This is a genomic window from Lentzea sp. HUAS12 (assembly GCF_024125735.1).
In the GTDB taxonomy this organism is placed as follows: Bacteria; Actinomycetota; Actinomycetes; order Mycobacteriales; family Pseudonocardiaceae; genus Lentzea; species Lentzea albida.
On record NZ_CP099738.1, the window covers coordinates 3310151 to 3335819 of the forward strand.

The window sequence follows — 25669 nt, forward strand, 5'->3', positions numbered from 1 at the left end:
GTTCGACTCGGCAGGTGTTTGATCAAACGTACCGGTGCAGCAGGTCCTCCTCGGTCTCCCGGCGCACGACCGGCCGCGCCACCCCGTCCTTCACGGCGACGACGGGCGGGCGGCACACCTGGTTGTAGTTCGAGGCCAGGGCGTGGTGGTAGGCGCCCGTGACAGGTACGGCGAGCAAGTCGCCGGCATGCACGTCGTGCGGCAGCAACACGTCTTCAGCCAGCACATCGCCTGCCTCGCAATGCCTTCCGACCACCGTCACCGGCTTCGTTCTCCCGCCCCGCCCGACCAACCGAACGGAGTACTTCGCGCCGTAGAGCGCGGGGCGCGGGTTGTCGCTCATGCCGCCGTCGACGGCGACGAACGTGCGCGTGAGGCCGTGCTTGACCGCGCACACCCGGTACAGCGTGACGCCGGCGTTCGCGACGATCGACCGCCCGGGCTCGACGAGCAGCCGCGGCGGCGGCACGCGGTGGACACCGCACTCGTAGTTCAGCGTGCCGGTGACGCGGTGCGCGAACCCGGCGAGGTCGAAGGCCGTGTCCCCGGCTAGGTAGGGGGCCTGGAAGCCGCCGCCGAGGTCGAGCTGCCCGATCCTGGTGCCGCAGGAGGCGATCAGGCCGACCATGCGCCGCACCGCCTCCTCGTAGCTCGCGACGTGCCGGACCTGCGACCCGATGTGGCAGTGCAGGCCCACGAGCTCGAGCGACGGCTGGTCGACGACGCGCAGGACCGCTTCGAGCGCGGCGCCGGAGGCCAGCGAGAAGCCGAACTTCTGGTCCTCGACCCCGGTCGCGATCTTGGCGTGCGTGCGGGCATCGACGCCGGGCGTCACGCGGATCATGACCTGCTGGCCGCGCGTGGCCAGTGCGCCGAGCTGGGCGATCTCGTCGAGCGAGTCGACGACGATCCGGGAGACGCCGTGCTCCAACGCGGCCTTGAGGTCCTCGGCCGTTTTCACGTTGCCGTGCAGGACGATCCGCTCCGCGGGGAAGCCCGCGGCCCTGGCCAGCGCGAGTTCCCCGGCCGACGAGACGTCGAGGGACAGGCCCTCCTGCGCCATCCACCGGTAGACCTCGGGGCAGGGCAACGACTTGCCCGCGAACACCACCTCCGCGCCGGGAAGTGCCGCGCGGAAGGCCTGCGCCCTGGCACGGACCGTCCGCTCGTCCAGGACCTGGCACGGGGTGCCGAAGCGGGCAGCCAGTTCCGTGGCGGGGACTCCACCGAGGACCAGGTCCTGTCCGGCGAGGCGGGTGCCGTCCGGCCAGAGACCCGCTTCCAGCACCGGTTCGGTGGAACATCCGATGCTGGGCAACAACTCCGCGAGTGTCATGCGTCCAGCACACGCCCGGCGGGTGTGTGCTGGACAGGCCCCGGACGAGACCCTGACACGCGTGGTGGTGACCTTGACGGGATTCTGACGGGCGGGGTGGCGGGGGCCACAGCACAGCGCACCCCGGTCGGCGGGGCCACTGCGGGTTCCCGGCCGCTGCCTGCGCGACCCCGGCGAGGAGCTCGCGCTCCCCGGCGTCGGTCACACCTCGAAGCGGTACCCCATCCCCGGTTCGGTGATCAGGTGCCGCGGGTGCGCGGGGTCGTCCTCCAGCTTGCGGCGCAGCTGGGCGAAGTAGACGCGCAGGTACTGCGACTCGTTCACGTGCATCGGCCCCCACACCTCCTGCAGCAGCTGCTTCTGCGACACGAGCCGGCCCGGGTTGCGCGCGAGGATCTCGACCAGGCCCCACTCGGTGGGCGTCAGGTGCACCTCGTGGCCGTCGCGCCGCACCTTCTTCGCCGCCAGGTCGACCACGAACGACGCCGTCTCGACCACCGGGTCGCCCGCCTCGCGCGCGACGTTGCGGCGCACGGCCGCGCGCAGCCTGGCCAGCAGTTCGTCCATGCCGAACGGCTTGGTGACGTAGTCGTCGGCGCCCGCGTCCAGGGCCTCGACCTTGGCCGACGAGTCGGTGCGCGCCGACAGCACGATGATCGGGATCGTGGACCAGCCGCGCAGGCCGGCGATCACGTCCACGCCGTCGATGTCGGGCAGGCCGAGGTCGAGCACGACCACGTCGGGTTTGCCCTCGACGGCCACGCCCAGCGCGGATTTGCCGTCGTAGGCCGTCATCACGTCGTAGCCCCGCGCGCTGAGGTTGATCCTCAGCGCGCGCACGATCTGCGGTTCGTCGTCAACCACCAGTACGGAGGTCATGTGCTCTCCTCGTAGGCGGGCAGCGAGATGACCACGGTCAGCCCGCCTCCCGGTGTGTCCTCGGCGCTGATCTCACCGCCCATGGCGGCGATGAAGCCCTTCGCGACGCTCAGCCCCAGGCCGATGCCCGGACCCGTGCGGTCGCCGAGCCGCTGGAACGGCGCGAACACCTTGTGCGCCGCCTTCTTCGGCAGACCGGGCCCGTGGTCCACGATCCGCAGTTCGACGGACGGGCCGTGGCGGCTGGCGCGGATCACGACCGGTGACGGGCTCCCGTGCCGCACGGCGTTGTCGACCACGTTCGCGATCACGCGCTCCAGCAGCCCCAGGTCGGCGAGCACGGGCGGCAGGTCCTCGGCCACCACCACCGACACCTCTCCCCCGACCCCGGTGAGCGCCCGCGCGACGACCTCGTAGTACCCGACCGGCCGCAGCACCGGCTCGACCGACCCGGTGGCGAGCCGGGACGAGTCCAGCAGGTTGTCCACCAGGCCGGTCAGCCGGTCCGCCGACTCCTCCACGGTCGCCATCAGCTCCGAGACGTCCTCTTCGGACAGTGGGAGTGAGTCGTCCCGCAGACTCCCGATCGCCGCCTTGATCGACGTCAGCGGGGTGCGCAGGTCGTGTCCCACCGCCGAGAGCAACGCCGTGCGCAGTTCCGACGTCTCCGCTTTCCGTTGCGCCTTCAGGGCATCCGCGGCCATGCGCTGCTGGCGCAGTGCGACGAACGCCTGTCCCGCCGCCGCTTCCAGCACGCGCTGGTCGCTCGCGGGCAGCACGCGCCCGCTCAGCCTCAGCCGCACGTCGCCGGTGACCGTCACCTCGGTCACCGGACCGGAGTCCCGTCCCGCGTGCTCGGCGCACGTCCACGCCCCGTCCTGGCGCTCGACCAGCTCGACCGACTCCAGGCCGAAGTTCTCCCGGATCTTCTCCAGCAGGCGCGTCAACGGGTAGGGCGACGTGAGCACGGTCCGCGAGTAGGAGGCGAGCAGCGCGGCCTCGGTCCGCGCCCGCGCGCCCTGCTCTGCCAGCCGCGCCGCTCGGTCGACGGTCAGCGCCACCACGGTCGCGACGATCACCATGGCCACGAGCGTGATCACGTTCTCCGGCGTCTGCACGGCGAGGCTGTAGTAGGGCTCGGTGAAGAAGTAGTTGAGCATTCCTGCGCCGAGAACCGCGCAGAACAACGCCGGTCCCAGCCCGCCTGCGATCGCCACCACGCAGGTGACCAGCAGGAACGCCACCAGGTCCGTCGAGAAGTCCAGCTCGTCGCGCCACAGCATGCCCAGCGCCGTGACGGCGGCGGGCAGCAGCAGCGACAGGGCCCAGCCGGCCGCACGCCGTTTCCACGACAGCGGGTCCACGCCGGTCTTCCACCGCAGACCGCGCCGCGACTCGTCGTGCGTGACCATGTGCACGTCGATCGCGCCGGACTCCTGCACGACGGCCGCGCCGATGCCCTCGTCGAACGCCCGCGCCACGCGGGACCGGCGCGAGGTGCCGAGCACGAGCTGGGTCGCGTTGACCCCGCGGGCGAACTCCAGCAACGCCGTCGGCACGTCGTCGCCCACCACGGTGTGGAACGTCGCGCCGACGTCCTCGGTGATCTTGCGGGACCGGGCGACGTGCTCGGGCGTCACGCCGGACAGCCCGTCCCCGCGCATCACGTGCACCACCAGGAGTTCCGCGCCGGCCCGGGTCGCGATCCGGCGAGCCCGGCGGATCAGCGTCTCGCTCTCCGGTCCGCCGGTGATCGAGACGACGACCCGTTCCCTGGTCTCCCAGGTGTCGGTGATCTCCTTCTCGCTGCGGTAGCGCTGCAACGCGACGTCCACCTGGTCCGCCACCCACAGCAACGCGAGCTCGCGCAACGCCGTCAGGTTGCCGAGCCGGAAGTAGTTGCCCAGCGCGGCGTCTATCCGGTGCGCGGGGTAGACGTTGCCGTGCGCCAGGCGCCGCCGCAACGCCTCGGGCGTGATGTCGATCAGCTCGACCTGTTCGGCGCGGCGGACCACCTCGTCCGGCACGGTCTCCCGCTGCCGCACCCCGGTGATCCGCTCCACGACGTCGTTCAGCGACTCCAGGTGCTGGACGTTCACCGTCGACAGGACGTCGATGCCCGCCTCGAGCAGTTCCTCGACGTCCTGCCAGCGCTTCTCGTTGCGCGAGCCCGGCGCGTTGGTGTGCGCGAGCTCGTCGACCACGGCGACCTCGGGCCTGCGGGCGAGCACCGCGTCGACGTCCATTTCGGACACTTCGAGGTCGCGGTGCCGCACCACCCTGCGCGGCACCACTTCGAGGCCGTCGAGCAGGGAGGTGGTCTTGTCGCGGCCGTGGGTCTCCACGAGTCCGACGACCACCTCCGTGCCGCGCTCCCGGCGCCGGTGGGCCTCGCCGAGCACGGCGAAGGTCTTGCCGACGCCGGGAGCGGCGCCGAGGTAGATCCTCAGCTCACCCCGGCGACCGTCAACGGGCGCTGTCGACGGCACGGTTCAGCGCGGTCACGTTGACGGTGGTGGTGAAGGTGCCCGAGGTCGCGGCGGCGACCAGCTCGCGCACCCTCTCCACCGGCAGCCCGGACGCGCGCGCCACGCGGGGCACCTGCAACGCCGCGTACTCCGGGCTGATGTGCGGGTCGAGGCCGGACGCGGACGCCGTCACGGCGTCCTGCGGGACCTGGCTCTCGGGAACGCCTTCGCGTTGCGCCACAGCCGTCCGGCGCTCGTCGATCACCTTCGTGTAGTCCTCGTTGATCTCGCTCTTGTTGGAGCCGCCGGACGCGGGCAGCGTGGCGGCGGACGGGCGGGGCACGAAGTACCGGTCGCCCTCCCGCGGCACCGCGACCAGCGTGGTGTCGACAGCCTCGGCGTTGGCGTGCAGGCCGGGGATCCGCGAGATGCCCCACACCGACAGCGGGTAGAGCACGCCGAGGAGCACCGTGAGGGCGAGCAGGATCCGCAGACCCGCCCACGACTGCTTGAGGAAGTTGTTCATGGTTCAGCCGATCCCGGGGACGAGTCGCACGAGCAGGTCGATCAGCCAGATCCCGGCGAAGGGCGTCACGACGCCGCCCAGTCCGTAGATCAGCAGGTTGCGCCGCAACAACGCCGAGGCGCTGGACGGCCGGTACCGCACGCCCTTGAGGGCCAGCGGGATCAGCGCCACGATCACCAGGGCGTTGAAGATCACCGCCGACAGGATCGCGGACTGCGGCGTGGCCAGGCGCATGATGTTGAGCTGGCCGAGCGCCGGGTAGATCGCCGCGAACATGGCGGGCAGGATCGCGAAGTACTTCGCGAGGTCGTTGGCCACGGAGAACGTCGTCAGCGCGCCGCGGGTGATCAGCAACTGCTTGCCGATCTCCACGATCTCGATGAGCTTCGTCGGGTCCGAGTCGAGGTCGACCATGTTGCCGGCCTCCTTCGCGGCCGACGTGCCGGTGTTCATCGCGACGCCGACGTCCGCCTGGGCCAGCGCGGGCGCGTCGTTCGTGCCGTCACCGGTCATCGCGACGAGGCGGCCGCCCTCCTGCTCCTTGCGGATCAGGGCCATCTTGTCCTCGGGCTTGGCCTCGGCGAGGAAGTCGTCGACCCCGGCCTCGTCCGCGATCGCCTTGGCGGTCAACGGGTTGTCGCCCGTGACCATGACCGTCCGGATGCCCATGGACCGCAGCTCGGCGAAGCGTTCCTTCATGCCGGGCTTCACGACGTCCGAGAGCCGGATGATCCCGAGCACGCGGCCGTTCTCGGCGACGACGAGCGGGGTCCCGCCCTGCGCGCTGATCTCGTCGACGACCTCGCGGGCCGTGTCGGTCAGCTCGAACGCGGACGCGGCGCCCTTGCGGATCACCCGCTCCCCGAGGTCGATGCCGGACATGCGGGTCTGCGCGGTGAACGGTACGAACTCGCCGGTCTTCTCCTGCTCGGTGGCGGGCCGGCCACCCGCGAGTTCCAGGATGCTGCGGCCCTCGGGGGTGTCGTCGGCGAGGCTCGCGAGCCGCGCGGCGGCCACCAGTTCCTCTTCCGACGTCGGGCCGACGGGGATGAACTCGGTCGCGCGCCGGTTGCCCCAGGTGATCGTGCCGGTCTTGTCGAGCAGCAGCGTGTCGATGTCGCCCGCGGCCTCGACCGCCTTGCCGGAGGTCGCGAGGACGTTGCGCTGCACCAGCCGGTCCATGCCGGCGATGCCGATCGCGGACAGCAGCGCGCCGATCGTCGTGGGGATCAGGCAGACCAGCAGCGCGGTCAGCACGACCACCGACTGCTCGCCGCCGGAGTAGATCGCGAACGGCTGCAGCGCCACGACCGCGAGCAGGAAGATGATCGTCAGCGTCGACAGCAGGATCGTCAGCGCGATCTCGTTCGGCGTCTTCTGCCGTTCCGCGCCCTCGACCAGCGCGATCATGCGGTCCACGAAGGACTCGCCGGGCCTGGTCGTGATCCGGACGACGATCCGGTCGGACAGCACGGTCGTGCCACCGGTGACGGCACAACGATCGCCACCGGACTCGCGGATGACGGGCGCCGACTCCCCGGTGATGGCCGACTCGTCGACGGTCGCGATGCCCTCGACGACGTCGCCGTCGCCGGGGATCACCTCACCCGCCTCGACGACCACCAGGTCGCCGATCTTGAGCTCGGTGCCGGGTACGACGTCGCCGTTGACGAGCCGGGCGACGGCGTCCTTCTTGGTCTTGCGCAGCGAGTCCGCCTGCGCCTTGCCACGGCCTTCCGCGACGGCCTCGGCGAGGTTCGCGAACAGCACGGTGAACCACAGCCACAGCGCCACCGCGACGGTGAACACGCTCGGCTCGATCACCGCGAACACGGTGACCAGCAACGATCCGACCCAGACGACGAACATGACGGGGCTGCGCAGCTGGTGGCGCGGGTGGAGCTTGCGCAGCGCCTCGGGGATCGCCGCGACGATGCCCGGCTTGGCCCGCGCCTTCGCCTGTGCGGCAGCCGGTTTCTGCAAGGTGCTGGTCACAGCAGTGCCTCCGCGATGGGACCGAGGGCGAGAGCGGGAACGAACGTGAGCGCGGCGACCAGGACGATCGAGCCGGTGAGCAGCGTCGCGAACAGCGGGCCGGTGGTGGGCAGCGTGCCCGCCGTGACCGGCACCTTCTTCTGCGCCGCCAGGGATCCGGCGAGCGCCAGCACCGCGATGATCGGGATGAACCGGCCGAACAGCATGCACAGCCCCAGCGACGACTGGAACCAGTCGCTCGTCACCGTGATGCCGGCGAAGGCGCTTCCGTTGTTGTTGGAGGCCGACGCGTAGGCGTAGAGGATCTCCGACAGGCCGTGCTCGCCGGGGTTGTTCAGCGCGGCCTGCGTGCTCGGCAGGATCGCCGCGATGCCCGCGCCGATCAGCAGCACGGTCGGCATGGCGAGGATCGAGACCGCCGCGGCCGTGACCTCCCTGCGCCCCAGCTTCTTGCCGAGGTACTCGGGCGTGCGACCGACCATGAGACCTGCCAGGAACATCGCGATGATCGCCATCACGAGGATGCTGTAGAGACCCGTGCCGACACCGCCCGGCGTCATCTCGCCGAAGAGCATGTTCAGCAACGTCGCGCCGCCGCCGAGCCCGGTGTAGCTGTCGTGCAGCGAGTTGATCGCGCCGGTGGACGTGCCGGTGGTGGCGTCGGCGAAGATCGCGCTGCCGGGGATGCCGAACCGGAGCTCCTTGCCCTCCAACGGCCTGATGCCGTTCGCCTCGGCGGCCCAGATCACGCCGAGCATCGCCGTCCAGATGACGCCCATGACGCCCAGCAGGACGTACCCCTGCTTCTTGTTGCCGACGAGCTGACCGAACGTGCGGGTGAGCGCGACCGGGATCACCAGGATCAGGAAGATCTCGATCAGGTTGGTCCACTCGTTCGGGTTCTCGAACGGGTGGGCCGAGTTGGCGTTGAGGACACCGCCACCGTTGGTGCCGAGCTCCTTGATGACCTCCTGGCTCGCGACAGGCGCGTTCGCCACGGTCTGGCCGTCGACGTCCACACCGGACTTGAGCGACATCGTGACACCGAACGCGATCAGCACGATCGCACCGAGGAACGCGATGGGCAGCAGGATCCTCGTGACGCCGCGGACGAGGTCGACCCAGAAGTTGCCGAGCCGGTCGGTCTGGTGCCGGACGAAGCCGCGGACCAGGGCGATCGCCACGGCCAGGCCGACCGCGGCCGACACGAAGTTCTGCACGGTCAGGCCGATCATCTGGACCGCGTGGCCCATCACGACCTCGGGCACGTACGACTGCCAGTTCGTGTTGGCCACGAAGCTGATCGCGGTGTTGAACGCCATGCCCTCGGGCACGTTCCCGCGGCCGAAGTCGAACGGCAGCAACGACTGCGCGCGCTGGATCACGTACAGGAACACGATGCCGACGAACGAGAAGCCCAGCACGCCATAGGCGTAGGTGCTCCACTTCTGCTCGGCGTCGGGGTTGATCCGCCCGATCCGGTAGATGACCCGCTCGGCCTTTAAGTGGCCCTTCGCGGTGAACACGCGGGCCATGTAGTCGCCGAGGGGCCGGTACACGACCGCGAGGGCCGCGACGAGGATGCCGACCTGCAGGAGGCCGGCGGCGAGAGGTGACATCAGAACTTCTCCGGCCTGACGAGTGCGACGAACAGGTAGACGATCAGCGCGAGCGCGATCACACCGGCGACGGCGTTCGCGACGAGTCCCGTGCTCACAACTTCTCCAGTCCGCGGACCGTCAGGCCCAGCACGACGAAACTCCCGATCAGCAGCAACGCGTAGGCCAGGTCGGCCATGACGCCGCTCCCTTCAACGACAAGGTTTCTTGTTGACGCCCGGAAGCGTGCATCACGAAATGCCTGATCAGGGGGTGCCTGACAACGTCCTTACGGGGGTGGGTCCGGCTTTTACGCGTTCTTGAGGCCGGGGAGACCCAGGTCTCATCCGTTAGGGCCTGCGGCGGTCACGATGTGTGAAATCGTCGGCGTCATGACGCTCGACGAGGTGGCCGACCGGCTCCCCGCCCGCGGCCTCGTGGCGGTCGACGGCGTGGACGGCGCGGGCAAGACGACGTTCTGCGACGACCTGGCGCGGGTGCTGCGGGCACGGGGGCGTGAGGTGGTGCGCGCGTCCGTGGACGACTTCCACCACCCGCGCGCGATCCGCTGGGCACGCGGCAAGACGTCCCCCGAGGGCTTCTTCCTGGACAGCTACGACTACGAGCGGTTCGTCTCGCACCTGCTGGTGCCGTTCGCCGCCGGGAAGCCGTTCCGGCGCGCGAGCCACGACCTGGCGACCGACGAGTACGTGGACGCGCCCGCCGAGGTCGCCCCACCGTCCGCGCTCCTGCTGGTGGACGGCATCTTCCTGCACCGCGACGAACTGGTGGGGCACTGGGACTTCTCGGTGTTCCTGCACGTCGAGTTCGCGGTGTCGGTGGCGCGCATGGCCAAGCGCGACGGCAGCCCGCCCGACCCGGACGACCCGCGCAACCGCCGCTACGTCGAGGGCCAGCGCCTCTACCTGGCGCGGTGCGACCCGGCCGCGCGGGCCGATCTCGTGATCGACCACAACGCGCACCGGTCCCCGCTCAGCTCGCCGTGAGCGTGCGGCCGAAGAACTCCGAGACCCGGCCGGCCACCTCGGGCACGCGCTTGTCGTACAGGTCGACGTGGCTCGCGCCGTCGACCCAGTGGATCTCCTTGGGGCCACCGGCCTTCTGGTAGGCCTCCACGGTCATCCACGCTGTGACGGCGTCGCGTCCGGCCACGAGCAGCAACGGCCGCGGCGCGATCAGGTCGACCGCGCGGAACGCGTCGAACGCGGCGATCCGCCCCACGCTGCTCCACGTCAGCGTCGTCGCCGAGCGCGGGTGCTCACCTCGTGGCGTGCGGTAGTACTCCCAGCCCTCGTAGGCGTGCCGTCCGCCCGCGAGGGCCTGTTCCCCCGTCTCCGGGAACAGCGGGAAGCTCCCCTGCTGTCCCTGGTCCAGCAGTCCCCGCAGCACGGCGGGGTCCTGGGTGCCGTCGGCGCCGAACCGGAACTGGCGCGCGATGTCGGCCAGGCTGACCGCGGCGACCGCCTTGACGCGGTGGTCGGTGCCGGCCGCGGCGAGGCCGTAGCCGCCGGAGGCGCAGATGCCGAGCACACCTACCTTATCGGTGTCGAGGAACGTCACGGCCGCGCGGATGTCCTCGACGCGCTGGAACGGGTCCTCGAGACCACGCGGCAGGCCGCCGCTCTCGCCCTGGTGGGCGGCGTCGAACGCGAGCGCGAGGAAGCCCTGGTCGGCGAGATGGCGTGCGTACAGGCCCGCCGTCTGCTCCTTCACGCCCGTACCGGGGTGTCCGACGACGACCGCGCCGCGCGGGGTGCCCGCTGGGCGGTACAGGTGGCCGGCGATGTCGATCCCGTTGCTGGGGAAGGTCACGTTGTCCATGACCACGACACTCGTCGCACGGGGACCGGGCGACCAGGGAGAGCTCAGCCTATGCACGCCAGTACCAGGCACATGACCGGGAGAACGCCGAGACTGGGGGCATGACCGACCTGGGCGAGTTCCTCCGCACCCGCCGCGCCGCGCTCGACCCGCACCGCGCGGGCCTGCCCGACGACGGCCGCCACCGCCGCGTGCCGGGCCTGCGCCGCGAGGAGCTGGCCCAGCTCGCCCACGTGAGCATCGACTACGTCGTGCGGCTGGAACAGGGCCGCACCAGACGGGTGTCGCGCGCCGTCCTCGACGCGCTGGCCGACGCGCTCCAGTTGGCGCCGGACGAGCGCGAGTACCTGTTCACGCTGGCGGACGTCGCCCCCGCACGGCAGGAGGCCGCGCCGGAAGTCGCGCCACGGCTCCAGCTGCTGCTCGACGGCATGCCGGACATCCCGGCGATGGTGTTGCACCGCCGCATGGACGTGCTGGCGTGGAACCGCGGGGCGTCAGCCCTGCTGACCGACTTCGCGGCCCTTCCCGCGCCGGAGCGCAACCTGATCCGGCTGACGTTCCTCGACCCGGTGTTCCGCGCGCTCTACGGCGACTGGGAGCGCTCGGCCCGGGAATGCGTCGCGGTTCTCCGGATGGAGGCCGGGCGCACGCCGCACGACCCCGCGCTGACGTCGCTCGTCGGCGAGCTGAGCCTGCGGGACGCCGACTTCCGCACGTGGTGGGCGGCGCACCAGGTGCGCGGCCCGCGCCAGCTCGTGAAGACCTACCACCACCCGGTGGCCGGGTCGCTCACGCTCGACGTGCAGCAGTTCACCGTGGACACCCACCCGGACCAGCTGCTCGTCGCCTACACCGCGGCGGACGAGGCGGCACGGGAGGGACTGCGCTTCCTGCTGCTGTCGGCGCAAGCCCTCCCGTCGGACCACCTGCCGGCGCGGTAGGCCGGCGACGTGCTCACAGGGTGCGAACCTCGTGTGCAGGAAGCCCGTTCCACCACCGCGCGTACCGCCGGTACACCTGCGGCTCCCTGTCCCCCAACAACTTCCGCAACGCCGTCGCCTCCTCGGCGAGACCGGCCCACTCCTCGTCCCGAAGCGCGTGGAACGCCGTCGCCTCGATCCCCCCGTCCTCGGTGGGACGCCACACCCCGGCCACGTGCCCGTCCACGAGGAGGGTGGGCAACGTGTCGCCGTTGTTGCGGATGACGACCTTCCGGTACTGCTCGGGGATGATCCGGCTGCGGTCGGCGTACGCGAGCAACGTGCTGTCCCACATGGCCATCAGCCGCGGCGGCGCGGGAACGTCCTCGTCCGGCACCGTCCGGCCGGGAAGGTCGTAGAGGCCACCGGACTCGGTGACGTCCAGCAGTGCCAGCGCTTCCCGGATCGTCGTGCGCGGCAGCATGGTGAACTGGTTCATGTCGAGCACGGTCGCGGGCCCGAAACCGCTGAGGTAGCGGCGCAGCAGCTCGGCGACCGCTGCCGTCCGTTCGCGCGGCTCGGTCGCCACGGCCTGGTAGGACGGTCGCAGTCCGAACGACCACGGCCCGCCCGTGGGCGCGTGCACGAGTCCGCCGTAGGTTCGCAACGCCCACCAGACACCGGGCTCGCCGACGTCACCGACGTGCGAGTGCAGCAGTTCCTCGATCTCCGCCTTCTGCCGGGGCGTCGCCGCGAACTCCAGCAGGTGCTCCAGCAGGGCGTCCGCCTGCTCGATCGTCACGTCCATCGCCTTGAACCGCTTGTCGTACAACCGGGAGGCGCGCAACGCGGGCAGCATCGCGTGGTGGAACACCTCGTGGTCCGCGGCCGCGACGGCGTGCAGGGTGATCCGCATCAGCGACGCCTTGCGGACCACCCCGGTCGCGAACGCCTCGTCCAGGCCGGCCGGGTCGAAGCCCTCGACCCGGTTCCACAGCGCGATGTACGGCGACGCGGGTTCCTGCGCCTGGATCGCCACGACCCGCTCCACGGCCGTCAGCACGTCCACCGGTTCCCGCCGCAGCAGCATCTGCCGGTCCAGCGTGGCGCGGTTGAGCTGACGAGCCGTGAAGGTCATGCCGGTGATCCTCGCTCACCGCAGCTTCGAGGGCCACCAGATCCGGCCGCCGATGTCCACCGACAGCGCCGGCACGAGCAACGACCGCACCAGCAACGTGTCCAGCAGGACGCCGAACGCCACGATGAACGCGATCTGCGTCAGGAACAGGATCGGCAGCACGGCGAGCGCCGCGAACGTCGCCGCCAGCACCACACCCGCGGACGTGATCACGCCACCGGTCAGGCTGAGGCCCCGGATCGTCCCCTCGATCGTGCCGAGCCGCTGGGTCTCCTCGCGGACGCGGGTCATCAGGAAGATGTTGTAGTCGATGCCCAGCGCCACCAGGAACACGAACCCGAACAGCGGCACCACGGGATCGGCCCCCGGGAAGTCGAAGACGTGGTTGAACACCAGCGCCGACACGCCCATCGTGGCCGCGAACGACAGCACCACCGTGCCGATCAGCAGCAACGGCGCGAGCAACGACCGCAGCAACAACGCGAGGATCAGGAAGATCACGGCCAGCACGATCGGGATGATCAGCGTCCGGTCGTGCTCGGAGGTCTTCCGGGTGTCGAGCAACGTCGCCGTCGGCCCGCCGACCTTCGCGTCACTGCCGTGCACGGCCTCGCGGATGCGTTCGACGGTCACCACGGCGGCGTCGGAGTCCGGCGCGTCCTCCAGCACGGCCTCGATGCGCACGAGCCCGTCGGCGGTGCCGGTCGGCCGCACGGTCGCGACACCGTCCACCTGGGACTTCTGCACCACCTCGGCGGTCTTGGCCTCGGGCGCGATGATCACGGTCGGCGAGCCGGTGCCGCCGGGGAAGTGCCGCGACAGCACCTCCTGGCCCGCGACCGACTCGACCTCGGTCAGGAACACGTCGGACTGCGCGGTGCCGGACGCCTTGAGCTGCGGCAGGAACGCGGCACCGGCGAGCAGCACGAGCGTCGTGACGATCCAGATGGCGCGCGGCTTGCGGCGCACGAACGTCGCCGTGCGGCCCCAGAGCCCGCTCGTCTCGGGGTGCTCGGAGCCGAACTTCGGTGCGAACGGCCAGAAGGCGCCGCGGCCGAGCAGTGCCAGCGCGGCGGGCAGGAACGTCATGGTGGTCAGCAGCGCGGCGGCGATGCCGATGGCCGCGACCGGGCCGAGGCCCTTGTTGGAGTCGAGGTCGCTGAACAGCAGGCACAGGACGCCGAGGATCACCGTGCCGGCGGAGGCGGCGATGGGTTCGATGGTGCCGCGCCACGCCGCCTTGACCGCCGCCACCTTGTCCTGCGTGTCGCGCAGTTCCTCACGGAACCTGGAGACCAGCAGCAACGCGTAGTCCGTCGCCGCGCCGAAGACCAGGATCGACAGGATGCCCTGGCTCTGGCCGTTCAACGCCAGCACGTCGTTCTCGGCCAGCACGTACACGACGAAGCTGGCCAGACCGAGCGCGAACACGGCGGACACCAGCACGACGAGGGGCAGCAGCGGACTGCGGTAGACGACGAGCAGGATCAGCGCGACGACGGCGCCCGCGACGATCAGCAGCAGGCCGTCGATCCCGCCGAACGCCTCGACCAGGTCCGCGACCTGGGCCGCCGGGCCGGTGACCAGCACCGTCAACCCCTCCGGCGCGCCGCGGGTGCCGTCGCGGATCTGGAAGACCGAGTCCTTGACGTCCTTGGCCGGGTCGAGCAGCAGGACGACCTGCGCGGCCTCGTTGCCGTCCGGCGCGGGGATCACCGGCGAGGCCTGGAAGCCCTTGGTCTGGTCGGCGAGGTAGCGCCGGTCCTCTTCGGTCAAACCGCCCTTGCGCTCGACCACGACGATGGCCGGGATGGCGGTCTCCTGCTGGAACTTCTTCTGCAACTCGGCGACCTGCGTGGACTCCGCTGAGTTCGGCAGGAACGCGCTGTTGTCGTTCTCGGAGACCTCGGACAGCTTGCCCGCGTACGGCCCGGTGAAGCCGCCCAGGGCCAGCCAGACGACGAGCAGTACTCCGGCCAGGACACGCATCAGGTATTCCTTCGATTGTCGAACGTTTCGATGGCCGAAACAGTAAGCTGTGATCGTGAGCGATGCAACCGACTACGAACTGAGCATGCTGCTGCGGGCGCTGGTGATGGAGTCGAACCGGTTCCTCGAGATCTTCAGCGCCGCCCACGAGTTGCATCCCACGGACATGACAGCGCTGAACCTCATCATGACGACACCCATGACACCCGGCACGCTGGCGAAGGCCCTGAACCTCAGCGCGTCGGCGACGACGTCCGTGCTCGACCGCCTGGAGAGGGCGGGGCACGTGACGCGCGAACGCGACCCGCAGGACCGTCGCCGCGTCGAACTGCGGGTGCTCGACGCGGCGACGGCGCTGGCCTCGACGTTCTTCCAGCCGCTGGCCCGCGAGTACGCCTCGGCGTGGGAGCGGCTGAGCCCGCAGGACCGCCAGGTCGTCGCCCGGTTCCTGGCGGCGACGACCGCGGCGACCTCGCGGGTGCGCGAGTCGGTCAGCTGAGCCTTCCCGGCGGCAGCGTCCGTCCGCAGACGAGGAGCAGCAGGTCCTGGGCCTGCCCGCGGACCGGCACGCCGTCACCGAACGTCCAGTCGAGATCGGTGGCCTCCAGGCGCTTGCCCACCAGGTCGGCCCCGAAGTACCGGACGCTCGCCGGGGTCATGCCGTCGAGGACGAGCCTCAGCCGGTCGTGCGGCACCACCCGGTCCAGGCCGAGTGCGACCGTGATGTCGAGGCCGTGGATGACCTCGTGGCTCAACGCGCCGGCCGGTCCGCCGCCGGGTGGCGTCCACGGGTGGTCGATGTTGGTCTTCAGGGCGTTGAGCAGGTCTTCCGCCGGGAGTCGTGCGTCCTTGCGGGCCATCCGGTCGGAGGCGTGGTTGAAGCGGCCGCCCGACCTGAGGACCTCCAGGAGGACCCTCGTGGCCCCGGAGCGGAACGGCAGGGTCGTGTGGGCGACGACGTGGCGGGTGGTCCAGCCCGCGCACAGGCTGGGCGCGTCCCACTGCTCCCCGGTGAGGCCCTCGAGCAGTTCCGCCTGGTCACGTCGTTCCGCCCTGATCGCGGCGCGGATGTCTTCGGTCATGTCCCGGTGTACGGATCGGCCGACGGGAACTCATCGGTCCGCGTAGGGTCCCAGGCGTGATCGAGACGCTGGAGCCGTTCCGGGTCGAGCTGACCGGCTACTGCTACCGCATGCTCGGCTCCGGTTTCGAGGCCGAGGACGCCGTGCAGGAGACACTCGTGCGCGCGTGGAAGGCATACGACAGCTACGACTCCTCACGCGCGTCGCTGCGGACGTGGCTCTACCGCATCGCCACGAACATCTGCATCGACATGCAGCGCAGCGCCCAGCGGCGCGCGTTGGCAGTCGACCTGGGACCGTCCGGTGGGGAGCTCGGCGCTCCCCTGCTGGAGAACGCCTTCGTGCAGCCGGTGCCCGACGAGCGGGTGCTGCCGGAGGACCAGGCGATCCGGCGCGAGACCGTGCGGCTGGCGTTCGTCGCGGCCCTCCAGCACCTGCCGGCGCGCCAGCGGGCCGTGCTGATCCTGCGGGACGTGCTCGCGTGGCAGGCGTCCGAGGTGGCCGCGCTGCTGTCGGCGTCGGTCGCGTCGGTGAACAGCGCTCTGCAACGGGCGCGGGCGACGCTGGAGGTCGTGGACGTCGGCACCCCGCTGGACGTGGCCGATCCGGTCCAGAAGTCGCTCCTGGAGCGCTACTGCGAGGCGTTCGACCGGCACGACGTCCAGACGCTGGTCGCGTTGCTGCACGAGGACGCGACCATGTCGATGCCGCCGTTGCGCTGGTGGCTGCGCGGGCGCGAGCAGATCTCCCTGGCCCTGCACGACCCCGGCGCCGCCTGTGCCGGTGCGTGGCTGGTCCCGGTGCGCGCCAACGCGTCGCCGGCGTTCTGGCAGATGCGGCCCGGTCTCGACCGGCCGTTCGGGCTGGTGTTCCTCGACGTGCGGGACGGGCTGGTCACGGGCACCACGACCTACCTCAACGTCGACGAGCTGGTGCCGGTCTTCGGGTCGCCGATGAGTTCCGGCGTCCCGTCCCGTACCCCCTCCGACGACTAGTTCTGGAGGAAGTGCATGGCGATCCAGCCGATCATCGTGACGCCCGATCTCGACCGGGTGCAGGAGTTCTACGCGCGGGTGTTCGGCGCTGCCGAGGTGTTCCGGCAGCCCGCCGACGGCCCGGTCTTCTACAAGACCCTGCGCGTCGGGGACGCGGAGCTGGGGCTCGTGGCCGAGGAGGTGGACGTGTCCGCGCCGCCGCGGATCACGCTCAGCTTCGACGTCGAGGACGTGGACGCGCTGCTGCCGCTGGTGGAGCCGGCCGGCGGCACGGTGCGAGGGCCGGCGAACGACATGCCGTGGGGGCAGCGCGTGGCGCACGTGTTCGATCCGGACGGAAACCCGGTCAACCTCACCCAGCAGATCTAGTGGTGTGGCGCAGGAGGTTGCCGGGGAAATTCGCGGTCAGACGGGTGCATCGTGGTGCCGCCCCCACGTCCTCGTACTGGTGGTACGGGGGCGTGGGGGCGGTGCCGCGAGGCGCCCTGCTGAGCGTGGATCACCTCGCCAACCTCCTGGGACGCGCCACTAGTCTGGCTCCATGATCCGGATCGTGCCGTCGGACGAGGTGCCGTGGGAGGACGTCGACGCGATCTTCGACGGCTCCGAGCCCGGCAAGTGCCATTGCCAGCGCTACAAGGTGAAGGGCTGGATCTGGCGCGACTCGACGCTCGGCGACCGCGTCGCCGCCCACGAGGAGCAGTCGGCGCGCGGCAGCGGGCTGGTCGCCTACGTGGACGACCAGCCCGCCGGCTGGGTGGCCGTCGAGCCGCGGTGCGACTACCCGAAGCTGCTCGGCATGCCCGTCCCGTGGAAGGGCCGTGCCGAGGACAAGGACGACGACGGCGTGTGGGCCGTGACGTGTTTCGTGGTGCGCAAGGGGTTTCGCCGGCAAGGGCTCACCTATGAGCTGGCGGCGGCGACCGTCGAGCACGCGCGGTCGCACGGGGCGCGTGCCGTCGAGGCGTATCCGATGTTCGCCCCCGCGGGGCAGAACGTGACGTGGGGTGAGATGCACGTCGGTGCGCGGCAGGTGTTCGAGGAGGCCGGGTTCGTGCAGGTGGCGCATCCGACCAAGCGGCGGTTCGTGATGAGGGTGGACTTCTGATGCGGTTCGACGAGATCGTCATCCGGACCGACCGGCTCGACTTCCCCGCGCTGGCCGCGGGCGACGGGCCGGTCGTCGTGTGCTGGCACGGCTTCCCCGACCACCCGGCGTCGTTCGGACCTCTCGCCGAGAGGCTGGTCGCCGCGGGCAGGCGGGTGGTCGCGCCGTTCCTGCGCGGGCACCACCCGTCCACTGTGGACCAGCTGCCGTTCGGTGACGGGCTGACGCTGGCCGCGGACGCCGCCGCCGTGAACGCGGCGCTGTCCTCCGAGCCGCTGGACGTGATCGGGCACGACATCGGCGCCGGGATGGCCGGACGGCTCGCCGCGATCCGGCCCGACCTGGTCCGCCGGGTGGTCACGATGTCGGTGCCGCCACCCGCGGCGCTGAGCCGGATCTTCGCCGATCCCGCGCAGCAGCAACGCTTCTTCTACCTCTTCATGTTCCAGGTGCCCGGCGTGGCCGAGGCGCTGCTGAACGACACGTTGATCGAGTACCTGTGGCGCACGTGGTCACCCGGGCTCGCGGTGCCCGGCCACGTCGGGGAGATGTACGCGGACCCGGCGGTCAGGACCAACGCCCTGAAGCTGTACCGGGCGAACTTCGACCGGTCGCTGCACGACCCGTCACTGGCCCACCTCGCCCAGGTCTCCGAGAAGCCCGCGGAGATCCCGATGCTGGTGCTCGCCGGGGCGGACGACGGGTGCGTCACGCCCGAGAACTACGCCGGTGCCGCCACGGCCCTCGCCCCCGGTTCGCGGGTCGAGGTCGTGGCGGGCGGCGGGCACTTCCTACAGCTGGACCGCCCCGACGAGGTCGCGGCGCTGGCGCTCGACTGGTTCCGCTGACCGGCGGATCCGCCCCCACGGCTTGAACACGGACAGCACGTAGGCCAGCAGCAGCAACGTCGGCGCGACCACGACCGGGTGCAGGATCCCGGAGGGGATCACCGCTGCCGGGTCGCCCGCGAGCATCCGCTCGCCGATCCCGGCGGCCTCCCGCACGCCCGGCCGGAGCGCGAACGCGATCAGCAGCGACATGCCGACGTTCAGGACCAGCTTGACGGCCACCCACCAGTACCGCACCAGGCCGTACTTGCTGCCGAGACCGAGCACGGCGCCGGAGACCAGGCAGACGACGCTGGCGCCGAACATCGGCCAGATCGCGAAGAGATCGACGGCCTGGATCGCGATGCCCGCGGTAGTCGTGTCGTCCGTGGACAGCGCGACGACGACGAGGATGCCCAGCGCGAGGTCGATGCCGAGCCACGCGGCCGCGGACAGGACGTGCACGAGCAGCACGGCCTTGCGGGTGCGGCCGCTGAGCTTGCGGCCGCTGAGCTTGCGGGTGGTGGCCATCGCGATGCACTCTCCTTCTCCCGTGGTGGCTCCTACTCTTGCCTCGGGGAGAGGCGGCATCATCCGCTCACGTTCTGATCTCGCGTACGTCAGATTGCGTACGCGTTGAACGCACGACGTACGCGACCGCTCCCCCGGAAGATCGCCAGGTAGGTGTGAAGGCAGCGAAGTTCAGCACGCCGAGGACCAACGACCGCCAGTCCCCGTGCGGCAGTCGCCGGGTGATCACGACCGGGACCAGTCCTGCGGGCCACCTCGCCCAAGCTAACCACCCGGTGTGACGATCCCTCTCTCGTAGGCGAACACCACGGCGTGCGTGCGGTCGCGCAGGTTGAGCTTCGTGAGCACCCTCGAGACGTGCGTCTTCACCGTCGTCTCGCCCAGGAACAGCGCCGCCGCGATCTCCGCGTTCGACGCGCCCTTGGCGAGCTCGACCAGTACTTCGAACTCACGGTCCGTGAGCTCCGGTGGCCTCGTGCGTTCCCTTGTCGCCGTGCTGAAGCGCGCGATCACACGTCGAGTCACCTCGGGCGAGAGCAACGCGTCCCCGCGCGCCACGACGCGCACGGACTCCACGAGGTCTTCAGGCGAGGCGTTCTTGAGGAGGAACCCGCTGGCTCCCGCCTGCAGCGCCTCGAAGAGGTAGTCCTCGCGGTCGAACGTGGTCAGGATGACCACCCGAGTGCCGTGCCCCGCGGAAAGGATGTGACGGGTGGCTTCGAGGCCGTCCATGCGCGGCATCTGGACGTCCATCAGCACGACGTCGGGGCGTAGTTCGGCGACGAGGTCGACGGCCTCGGCACCGTCACCGGCCTCTCCGACCACCTCGATGCCGGGCTCGGTGCCGAGGATGACCCGGAAGCCGGCGCGGACCAGGTCCTGGTCGTCGGCCAGCACCACTCGCAAACTCACGCCTTCTCCTCCGTTGCCGTAGGCAGCGACGCACGGACCAGATAGCCCGCCTCGCGCCGTGGCCCCACCTCCAGCGAACCGCCGTGCACGGCCAACCTCTCTCGCATGCCGACAAGGCCGAAACCCGAGTTCGTGGTCGCCACACGACCGCGGCCGTCATCGGCGATCTCCAGTTCCAGCGCGCTGTCGAGATAACGCATTCGCACGTCAACGTGTTGCGCGTCGGCGTGCTTCACCACGTTCGTGAGTGCCTCCTGCACGACCCGATAGGCCGACAACGCGACACCGGACGGCACCTCGCGCACGTCGCCGTACACGCCGTGCGACACCTCGAGCCCCGCCGCCCGTGCGTTGTCGAACAACTCCGTGAGGTCGTCCAGGTTCGGAGACGCCTTCAGGTCCGTGTCCGCGTCGGCCCTGAGCACACCGAGCAACCCGCGCAGCTCGTTGATCGCGGTGCGCGCCGTCTGCTCCACGGTCTGCAGGGCGTCACGGGCCAACGCGGGGTCGGAGTCGAGGACCCGGCGCGCGGCACCGGCCTGAATCCCCATGACGGACACATGGTGCGCCACGACGTCATGCAGGTCGCGCGCGATACGCATGCGCTCAGCCGCGATGGCGCCCCGCGTGTTCTGCTCCTGCGACAGCCTGAGCTCCTCGGCCTGGAACTCGAGCTGAGCGCGCCGCCGAGCGCCGGACCACGCCATCTCCCCCACCACGTAGGCGAAGAGGAAGAAGAAGAGGTTGAACTCCAGTCCGTAGAGGACGGACGCGAGCACCGGATCGATGGGCCCGGCCGCGTTCTCGAACTCGCCCTTCGGCCCGAGCAACGCGCGCACGAGGCTGAACCCGAGCCACAGGAACATGGCGGCGATCACGCCGATGCGCGACCACCGCGCGACAAGCCGGTTCTGCTCCCACGCACCGACGGTGAAGATCGCGAGGAACAGGATCGCGGACGGCACCAGCGTGTCGCCCGACTTGTTCGCCTGCGCGGCGATGAACAGCGCCGACACCACCAGCATCACGGCCAGCGGATACCGCCGCCGCACGACCAGCGGCACCGACAGCGCGACCACCCACGCGAGCTGCACGGCCAGACCGGGCGGGTCCCGGAAGACGTAGGCGCCCATGCTGTTGACCAGCGCCGTCACCTCGACCGCGCACAGCAGCACGATCACGGCGATGCCGATGTCGCGCCGCCGCTGGGCGGGCGTCGGGCCTGGCCGCCGCCACTCGTTCCACACGGGCTCTTCCACGCGGTCAAGGTACCTGCCGGGGAGGTGGGGCACGGGCGGATCGTGCGGGTGTGGGGTGGGTTGCGGAGTTGCTCGTGGCGAGCGGCAGAGGCCCGCCGCGGCCCAACCCCCGCCACAGCCGACACCCACCGCGCACCGAACCGGGAGACGCCCGCCCACCCCCTCACCTACGGTGACCCGATGGACCTCAGCCTCACCGTCCTCGGCTGCGCCACCCCCTACCCCACGGCGGACATCCCGTGCTCCGGCTACCTCCTGACGCACGGCGACACTCGCGTGTGGATGGACGCCGGCACCGGCACCCTGGGCCCCCTCCAGCGTCACACGCGGCTGGAGGACCTGGACGCCATCTGGATCTCGCACCTGCACGCCGACCACAGCGCCGACCTGCTCACGACCTACTACGCGCTGCTGTTCGCGGACGTCTCGCGTCCGCCGGTGCCGCTCTACGGCCCGCCCGGCATCGCCGAACGCCTCGCTGGGTTCCTCACCAACGGACCCGTGCGCAGCCCGGTCGAGGACGCGTTCGCCATCACCGAGCTGCGGGACGGGCACGAGGCTGCCGTCGGTTCGATGGTGCTGACCACCGCGGCGGTCGAGCACGGGATGCCCGCGTTCGGGGTGCGGGTCGAGGCCGGCGGGCGGTCGCTGACCTACTCCGGCGACACCGCGCCGTGCCCGAGGCTCACGGCGCTGGCCGAACGGACCGACGTGCTGGTGTGCGAGGCCGAGAGCACGACACCCAACGCCGTGCACCACACGCCTGAGGACGCGGGTGAGACGGCTGCCGCGGCCGAGGCGAAGCGGTTGGTCGTCACGCACGTGGGCCGCTCCCTGACGCCGGAGGAAGCGGCCGTTCGTGCGTCCGCGCGGTACGCGGGGCCGATCGACCACGCGGTGCCGGGGGCGACGTTCACAGCTGGTTGATGCGCACCAGGTTGCCGGCCGGGTCGCGGAACGAGCAGTCGCGCACGCCCCACGGCTGGTCCTCGGGCTCCTGCAGCACCTCGCCCGCGCCGGAGGACTCGACCCACGCCCGTGCGCGGTCGAACGTGCCCTGCAGGTCCTTGGTGGCGAGTGACAACGCCGTGTAGACGCCCTTGGCCATCAGGACCGCGATGGTGCGGCGTTCCTCGTCGCTCACGCCGGGGTCCGCGGCGGGCGGGTGCAGGACGATGCCCGTCTCGGGCTGGTCGGGCGGGCCTACGGTGATCCAGCGCATGGTGCCCTGGCCGACGTCCTGGCGGACCTCGAAGCCGAGCGCGTCGCGGAAGAAGCCCAGTGACTTCTCGGGGTCGTCTGCGGGGAGGAAGGCCGCGGCGATGATGACTGACATGGCGGTCAACCTAATCCGACGGGCCGGTGGCCGCTTCTCGATTCCTGATCGGCCGCATCACGGCCTTGGCCTGGCAGTTCGGGATGCCCTGACCATCTGAGGCGGCGACCCTGCGGTACTGGCTCGGGGACATGCCGACCAGTTCGGAGAAGCGGGTGCTGAACGTGCCGAGCGAGGTGCAGCCGACCTCGAAGCAGACGTCGGTGACCGACATGTCGCCCCGGCGGAGCAGGGTCATGGCCCGCTCGATGCGGCGGGTCATGAGGTAGCTGTACGGCGACTCGCCGAAGGCCGCGCGGAACGCGCGGGAGAGGTGGCCCGCGGACAGGTGGACGCCGCGGGCCAGCGCCGCCACGTCGAGCGGCTGCCGGTACTCGCGGTCGATCCTGTCGCGCACCTTGCGGAGCAGGACCAGTTCCTGCAGGCGCGGGTCTTGGGCGGTCACGAGGGACAGCCTAAGGCCCGCGCCTGACAGATCACTGACAGAAATCAGCAGGCGCCCTGGTCGCGCCAGACGCCCCACTCACCGGTGGTGCCGGGCTCCTCGCCCTGCGTCCACCACTGGGCCCGCCACTTGCGGCCCTTGTGCGACACCTCGTTGCCTCCGGTGTACACCTTGCCGCGGTCCCAGGCGGGCAGCGAACAGGTCTGCGGCGTCGTGGTGGTGGTGGTGGTCGTCGTGGTCGTAGTGGTGGTGGTCGTCGAAGTAGTGGTGGAAGTGGTCGTGGAGGTCGGCGTGGTGCCGCCCCCGATCCGCGGGTGGTCGGCCGAGATCGCGTACGACTGGCCGCCGAAGGTGAACACGAAGTTCGACGGCGTCGAGATCGGCAGCTGGTAGCTGACGGTCACCTCGATCGACGCGCCCGGTGCGAGCGACTGCCACGACGGCAGCGTGAGCTCCGCCTTCTGGAAGTCGCCCTTCAGACCGCCGACGTTCGGGCCGCTGTGTCCCTTCGACACGATCTTCAGCCCGAAGCCCGACTGGTCTCCCATGCTGCCGGGAGCGCTGGTGCCGTAGTCGAACGCGATCTTCGTGCCACCCGGGATGGTGACCGTCGAGCGGTTCGTGAACTTGATCTTCGGCGTGATCGGGTAGTTGTTGTCCCCCAGCGCGAAGCCGTACACGTCGACGTCCACGGCCAGCGACTGCGTCTGCTGCGCGGAGGCCTTCAGGTTGCCGTACGGGGCGGCGCCGTTGAGACCGGTGTTGATGGTCGACAGCAGCGTGTCACCGATGAAGTACTCGTTCTTCGCGGAGTCGAACCCGTAGTCGCCGGCGAGCTCCCAGATCATGATGCCGCCGAGGCCCTTGTCCTTGACGTACTTGGCCTTCTCCGCGATCGACTGCTCGGTCTCGGTGGAGAGGAACACCTTCTTGTCGTTGTTCCACAGCCACGGCGACTTCAGGGTCGAGTCGTAGTACGGCGCGTAGGTGCCGGTGAGGCGGTCGGTCGGGTCGTTGACCGGGTCGAGGCCGTACTGCGAGCCGTAGGAGCCGGTGATCTTGGCTTCCAGGTTCTTCGTGTGCCACAACGGGTTCACGCCGGACGGGACCTCGGCGCCACCCGCGGTGACGTCGTGCCACAGGTTGTCGATGCCCGACGCGCCGTTGCCGCACGGGGTGGTCGAGCCGACCGACGACCCGGTGCCGGGCGGGCACTGGGACTGGTTCGGCAGGGGCGCCTTGCCCCACAGGCCGTTCGTGCCCCCGGTGACGCCCTGCCAGCCGCGCGAGTAGAACGGCACGCCGATGTTGATGCGTCCGGCCTGCATGGCGCCGCGGTAGTAGTGGTACGACCAGTCGGTGTTCAGGTAGCCCATGCCCTCGTACTGCGGGGCCGTGTACACGCCACCGGCCGCGAGCTCGCCGTCCTTTCCGTCGTCGTAGAGCGCGGCGTTCGGGCCGACGAACTGGTTCCACGAGCCGTGCAGGTCGTAGCTCATGACGTTCAGGTAGTCGAGGTACTTGACGACCTGGTAGGCCTCCTGGCCGCGCAGCAGCCAGCCCGAGGCGGGCACGGCGGCGGTCAGCATGTAGTGCTTGCCGTCGGCGGCACCGGCGCGGTCGAGCTTCTCGCGCAGCGTCTTCATGATCGCCTGGTAGCCGGCCCACAGCGTGCCGCGGTTGGCGTTGGAGATCCAGAAGTCGTCGGGGTTGCCGGCGTGGTTGTTCGACGTCGCGTACTCGTAGTCGATGTCGGCGCCGTTGAAGCCGTACTTGCGCAGGAACTCGACGGTGCTGTCGGCGAACGTGTCGATCGCCGCCTGGTTCTGGCCGAGCTTGTAGAAGCCGCCCGACGCGTTGCGCGTGCCGTCGGCGTTGAAGAAGCCGCCGGTCTCCGCCCAGCCGCCGACCGAGATCAGCGTCTTGACGTTCGGGTACTGCTTCTTGAACTTGGTGAGCTGGTTGAAGTGCCCCTTGTAGGACAGCGACGGGTCCATCTCGGCGCCGGCGACACCGGGCCACTCCATGCCGATGGACGAGTTGTTCGCGTTGTTGTCACCGACCGAGATCTTGTTGTCCGCGCCGATGTGCGCGAACGCGTAGTTCAGGTGGGTGACCTTGTTCCAGGGGATGTCCTTGGCGAGGTACCCGGGCTGACCGTTCTTGCCGGTCCGCCAGCTGGTGAAGTACCCGATGACACGTCTGGACTTGTCCCCCATGGTCTCGCGCCCGGCGGTGTCGTAGACGGTGCAGTACGGCACCTCGACACCCGGCGTCTTGTAGAGGCCGTCCGGCCGGCAGTCCTCGTGGGCTGCGGCTGCGGTCGGCGCGTTGGTCACAGCGATGACGGTCCCGGCTAGCAGAGCTAACACCGGGACCACTCTGGCGAGCAGTCGCAAGGGAAGGACCTCCTGGCTAGGGCGGCGGCCACTGCCGGGAACCGTAAAATGGTCCAGACCTTTGCGTCAATACTCGATCAC

25 protein-coding genes are annotated in these 25669 nt (G+C 70.3%); 8 read left to right on the plus strand and 17 right to left on the minus strand.

Going from position 1 to position 25669, the window contains the following annotated elements; genetic code table 11:
* Positions 1–22: 22 nt before the first annotated feature.
* The 7 genes from lysA to kdpF form a co-directional block, all read right to left on the minus strand.
* Positions 23–1336: a diaminopimelate decarboxylase gene (gene lysA, locus ND450_RS14430; protein ID WP_253326641.1), complete on the minus strand. Its 1314-nt coding sequence runs from the start codon at positions 1334–1336 to the stop codon at positions 23–25.
* Positions 1337–1537: 201 nt separating this feature from the next.
* Positions 1538–2215, minus strand: coding sequence for a response regulator (locus ND450_RS14435; protein ID WP_089910991.1), 678 nt, complete (start codon positions 2213–2215; stop codon positions 1538–1540).
* A complete protein-coding gene (locus ND450_RS14440; RefSeq protein WP_253326642.1) occupies positions 2212–4704 on the minus strand; it encodes a sensor histidine kinase KdpD in 2493 nt (830 codons plus the stop codon). The genes ND450_RS14435 and ND450_RS14440 overlap by 4 nt, the downstream gene beginning before the upstream one ends.
* The gene (locus ND450_RS14445) at positions 4682–5209 is read right to left on the minus strand and encodes a potassium-transporting ATPase subunit C (RefSeq protein WP_253326643.1); all 528 of its coding nucleotides are present in this window, start codon (positions 5207–5209) and stop codon (positions 4682–4684) included. Before ND450_RS14445 ends, ND450_RS14440 begins: the two co-directional genes overlap by 23 nt.
* 3 nt (positions 5210–5212) lie before the next feature.
* Positions 5213–7144 carry a potassium-transporting ATPase subunit KdpB gene (kdpB, locus tag ND450_RS14450; protein ID WP_371927766.1) on the minus strand — a complete coding sequence of 644 codons (1932 nt, stop codon included), beginning with the start codon at positions 7142–7144 and terminating at the stop codon, positions 5213–5215.
* 56 nt (positions 7145–7200) lie between these two features.
* Positions 7201–8823 carry a potassium-transporting ATPase subunit KdpA gene (gene kdpA / locus ND450_RS14455; RefSeq protein ID WP_253326644.1) on the minus strand — a complete coding sequence of 541 codons (1623 nt, stop codon included), beginning with the start codon at positions 8821–8823 and terminating at the stop codon, positions 7201–7203.
* On the minus strand, positions 8823–8921 hold the full coding sequence (gene kdpF, locus ND450_RS14460) for a K(+)-transporting ATPase subunit F (RefSeq protein ID WP_089911006.1): 99 nt from the start codon (positions 8919–8921) through the stop codon (positions 8823–8825). The genes kdpA and kdpF overlap by 1 nt, the downstream gene beginning before the upstream one ends.
* A 273-nt stretch (positions 8922–9194) precedes the next feature.
* On the opposite strand from kdpF, the gene ND450_RS14465 reads away from it, so the two are divergent.
* Positions 9195–9809, plus strand: a complete 615-nt coding sequence (locus tag ND450_RS14465; protein ID WP_253326645.1) for a uridine kinase — start codon at positions 9195–9197, stop codon at positions 9807–9809.
* Here the strand turns inward: ND450_RS14465 and ND450_RS14470 are convergent.
* Positions 9796–10644: an alpha/beta hydrolase gene (locus ND450_RS14470; RefSeq protein ID WP_253326646.1), complete on the minus strand. Its 849-nt coding sequence runs from the start codon at positions 10642–10644 to the stop codon at positions 9796–9798. The two genes, ND450_RS14465 and ND450_RS14470, sit on opposite strands and share 14 nt — an antisense overlap.
* A 101-nt stretch (positions 10645–10745) precedes the next feature.
* On the opposite strand from ND450_RS14470, the gene ND450_RS14475 reads away from it, so the two are divergent.
* Positions 10746–11588, plus strand: coding sequence for a helix-turn-helix transcriptional regulator (locus tag ND450_RS14475; protein WP_253326647.1), 843 nt, complete (start codon positions 10746–10748; stop codon positions 11586–11588).
* A gap of 13 nt (positions 11589–11601) precedes the next feature.
* Here ND450_RS14475 and ND450_RS14480 read toward each other — a convergent pair whose 3' ends face one another.
* Together ND450_RS14480 and ND450_RS14485 are read right to left on the minus strand one after the other, a co-directional pair.
* The gene (locus ND450_RS14480) at positions 11602–12705 is read right to left on the minus strand and encodes a winged helix DNA-binding domain-containing protein (protein ID WP_253326648.1); all 1104 of its coding nucleotides are present in this window, start codon (positions 12703–12705) and stop codon (positions 11602–11604) included.
* Between the two features lie 15 nt (positions 12706–12720).
* Positions 12721–14694 carry an MMPL family transporter gene (locus tag ND450_RS14485; protein ID WP_253326649.1) on the minus strand — a complete coding sequence of 658 codons (1974 nt, stop codon included), beginning with the start codon at positions 14692–14694 and terminating at the stop codon, positions 12721–12723.
* Between the two features lie 55 nt (positions 14695–14749).
* Here ND450_RS14485 and ND450_RS14490 point away from each other — a divergent pair, with 55 nt between their 5' ends.
* Positions 14750–15193 (plus strand): MarR family winged helix-turn-helix transcriptional regulator, encoded by a 444-nt coding sequence (locus ND450_RS14490; protein ID WP_245785932.1) that lies wholly within the window; start codon positions 14750–14752, stop codon positions 15191–15193.
* Here ND450_RS14490 and ND450_RS14495 read toward each other — a convergent pair.
* Positions 15186–15776, minus strand: coding sequence for a maleylpyruvate isomerase family mycothiol-dependent enzyme (locus tag ND450_RS14495; protein WP_253326650.1), 591 nt, complete (start codon positions 15774–15776; stop codon positions 15186–15188). The two genes, ND450_RS14490 and ND450_RS14495, sit on opposite strands and share 8 nt — an antisense overlap.
* 56 nt (positions 15777–15832) lie before the next feature.
* Between ND450_RS14495 and ND450_RS14500 the strand changes: the two genes are divergently transcribed.
* From ND450_RS14500 to ND450_RS14515, 4 genes are all read left to right on the plus strand, one after another.
* Positions 15833–16771, plus strand: a complete 939-nt coding sequence (locus ND450_RS14500) for an RNA polymerase subunit sigma-70 (protein WP_253326651.1) — start codon at positions 15833–15835, stop codon at positions 16769–16771.
* A gap of 15 nt (positions 16772–16786) precedes the next feature.
* A complete protein-coding gene (locus ND450_RS14505; protein WP_253326652.1) occupies positions 16787–17140 on the plus strand; it encodes a VOC family protein in 354 nt (117 codons plus the stop codon).
* A gap of 172 nt (positions 17141–17312) precedes the next feature.
* Positions 17313–17879 (plus strand): GNAT family N-acetyltransferase, encoded by a 567-nt coding sequence (locus tag ND450_RS14510; protein WP_253326653.1) that lies wholly within the window; start codon positions 17313–17315, stop codon positions 17877–17879.
* A complete protein-coding gene (locus ND450_RS14515; RefSeq protein WP_253326654.1) occupies positions 17879–18727 on the plus strand; it encodes an alpha/beta fold hydrolase in 849 nt (282 codons plus the stop codon). The genes ND450_RS14510 and ND450_RS14515 overlap by 1 nt, the downstream gene beginning before the upstream one ends.
* On the opposite strand, the gene ND450_RS14520 is transcribed toward ND450_RS14515, so the two are convergent.
* The 3 genes from ND450_RS14520 to ND450_RS14530 all read right to left on the minus strand — a co-directional run bounded on the left by ND450_RS14520 (position 18671) and on the right by ND450_RS14530 (position 21408).
* Positions 18671–19237 carry a hypothetical protein gene (locus ND450_RS14520; RefSeq protein ID WP_253326655.1) on the minus strand — a complete coding sequence of 189 codons (567 nt, stop codon included), beginning with the start codon at positions 19235–19237 and terminating at the stop codon, positions 18671–18673. The two genes, ND450_RS14515 and ND450_RS14520, sit on opposite strands and share 57 nt — an antisense overlap.
* A 264-nt stretch (positions 19238–19501) precedes the next feature.
* The gene (locus ND450_RS14525) at positions 19502–20149 is read right to left on the minus strand and encodes a response regulator transcription factor (RefSeq protein ID WP_253326656.1); all 648 of its coding nucleotides are present in this window, start codon (positions 20147–20149) and stop codon (positions 19502–19504) included.
* Complete coding sequence (locus ND450_RS14530; protein WP_253326657.1) at positions 20146–21408, minus strand: sensor histidine kinase; 1263 nt, start codon at positions 21406–21408, stop codon at positions 20146–20148. Before ND450_RS14530 ends, ND450_RS14525 begins: the two co-directional genes overlap by 4 nt.
* Positions 21409–21588: 180 nt before the next feature.
* Between ND450_RS14530 and ND450_RS14535 the strand changes: the two genes are divergently transcribed.
* Positions 21589–22335 carry an MBL fold metallo-hydrolase gene (locus ND450_RS14535; RefSeq protein WP_253326658.1) on the plus strand — a complete coding sequence of 249 codons (747 nt, stop codon included), beginning with the start codon at positions 21589–21591 and terminating at the stop codon, positions 22333–22335.
* Here the strand turns inward: ND450_RS14535 and ND450_RS14540 are convergent.
* Genes ND450_RS14540 through ND450_RS14550 form a run of 3 tightly spaced genes read right to left on the minus strand, consistent with a single transcriptional unit; the run spans position 22322 to position 25534 of the window.
* Positions 22322–22744 carry a VOC family protein gene (locus ND450_RS14540; protein WP_089912485.1) on the minus strand — a complete coding sequence of 141 codons (423 nt, stop codon included), beginning with the start codon at positions 22742–22744 and terminating at the stop codon, positions 22322–22324. The two genes, ND450_RS14535 and ND450_RS14540, sit on opposite strands and share 14 nt — an antisense overlap.
* A gap of 10 nt (positions 22745–22754) precedes the next feature.
* Positions 22755–23189, minus strand: a complete 435-nt coding sequence (locus ND450_RS14545) for a helix-turn-helix transcriptional regulator (RefSeq protein ID WP_371927705.1) — start codon at positions 23187–23189, stop codon at positions 22755–22757.
* A gap of 44 nt (positions 23190–23233) precedes the next feature.
* Positions 23234–25534 (minus strand): glycosyl hydrolase family 18 protein, encoded by a 2301-nt coding sequence (locus ND450_RS14550; RefSeq protein WP_371927767.1) that lies wholly within the window; start codon positions 25532–25534, stop codon positions 23234–23236.
* Positions 25535–25669 lie beyond the last annotated feature (135 nt).

What these genes read in the sequence shown, in the direction of transcription:
- lysA (WP_253326641.1), bottom strand. Translation starts at nt 1,336, where the DNA reads ATGACACTCGCGGAGTTGTTGCCCAGCATCGGATGTTCCACCGAACCG.
- ND450_RS14435 (WP_089910991.1), bottom strand. Translation starts at nt 2,215, where the DNA reads ATGACCTCCGTACTGGTGGTTGACGACGAACCGCAGATCGTGCGCGCG.
- ND450_RS14445 (WP_253326643.1), bottom strand. Translation starts at nt 5,209, where the DNA reads ATGAACAACTTCCTCAAGCAGTCGTGGGCGGGTCTGCGGATCCTGCTC.
- kdpA (WP_253326644.1), bottom strand. Translation starts at nt 8,823, where the DNA reads ATGTCACCTCTCGCCGCCGGCCTCCTGCAGGTCGGCATCCTCGTCGCG.
- ND450_RS14465 (WP_253326645.1), top strand. Translation starts at nt 9,195, where the DNA reads ATGACGCTCGACGAGGTGGCCGACCGGCTCCCCGCCCGCGGCCTCGTG.
- ND450_RS14470 (WP_253326646.1), bottom strand. Translation starts at nt 10,644, where the DNA reads ATGGACAACGTGACCTTCCCCAGCAACGGGATCGACATCGCCGGCCAC.
- ND450_RS14475 (WP_253326647.1), top strand. Translation starts at nt 10,746, where the DNA reads ATGACCGACCTGGGCGAGTTCCTCCGCACCCGCCGCGCCGCGCTCGAC.
- ND450_RS14480 (WP_253326648.1), bottom strand. Translation starts at nt 12,705, where the DNA reads ATGACCTTCACGGCTCGTCAGCTCAACCGCGCCACGCTGGACCGGCAG.
- ND450_RS14485 (WP_253326649.1), bottom strand. Translation starts at nt 14,694, where the DNA reads ATGCGTGTCCTGGCCGGAGTACTGCTCGTCGTCTGGCTGGCCCTGGGC.
- ND450_RS14495 (WP_253326650.1), bottom strand. Translation starts at nt 15,776, where the DNA reads ATGACCGAAGACATCCGCGCCGCGATCAGGGCGGAACGACGTGACCAG.
- ND450_RS14505 (WP_253326652.1), top strand. Translation starts at nt 16,787, where the DNA reads ATGGCGATCCAGCCGATCATCGTGACGCCCGATCTCGACCGGGTGCAG.
- ND450_RS14510 (WP_253326653.1), top strand. Translation starts at nt 17,313, where the DNA reads ATGATCCGGATCGTGCCGTCGGACGAGGTGCCGTGGGAGGACGTCGAC.
- ND450_RS14515 (WP_253326654.1), top strand. Translation starts at nt 17,879, where the DNA reads ATGCGGTTCGACGAGATCGTCATCCGGACCGACCGGCTCGACTTCCCC.
- ND450_RS14520 (WP_253326655.1), bottom strand. Translation starts at nt 19,237, where the DNA reads ATGGCCACCACCCGCAAGCTCAGCGGCCGCAAGCTCAGCGGCCGCACC.
- ND450_RS14535 (WP_253326658.1), top strand. Translation starts at nt 21,589, where the DNA reads ATGGACCTCAGCCTCACCGTCCTCGGCTGCGCCACCCCCTACCCCACG.
- ND450_RS14540 (WP_089912485.1), bottom strand. Translation starts at nt 22,744, where the DNA reads ATGTCAGTCATCATCGCCGCGGCCTTCCTCCCCGCAGACGACCCCGAG.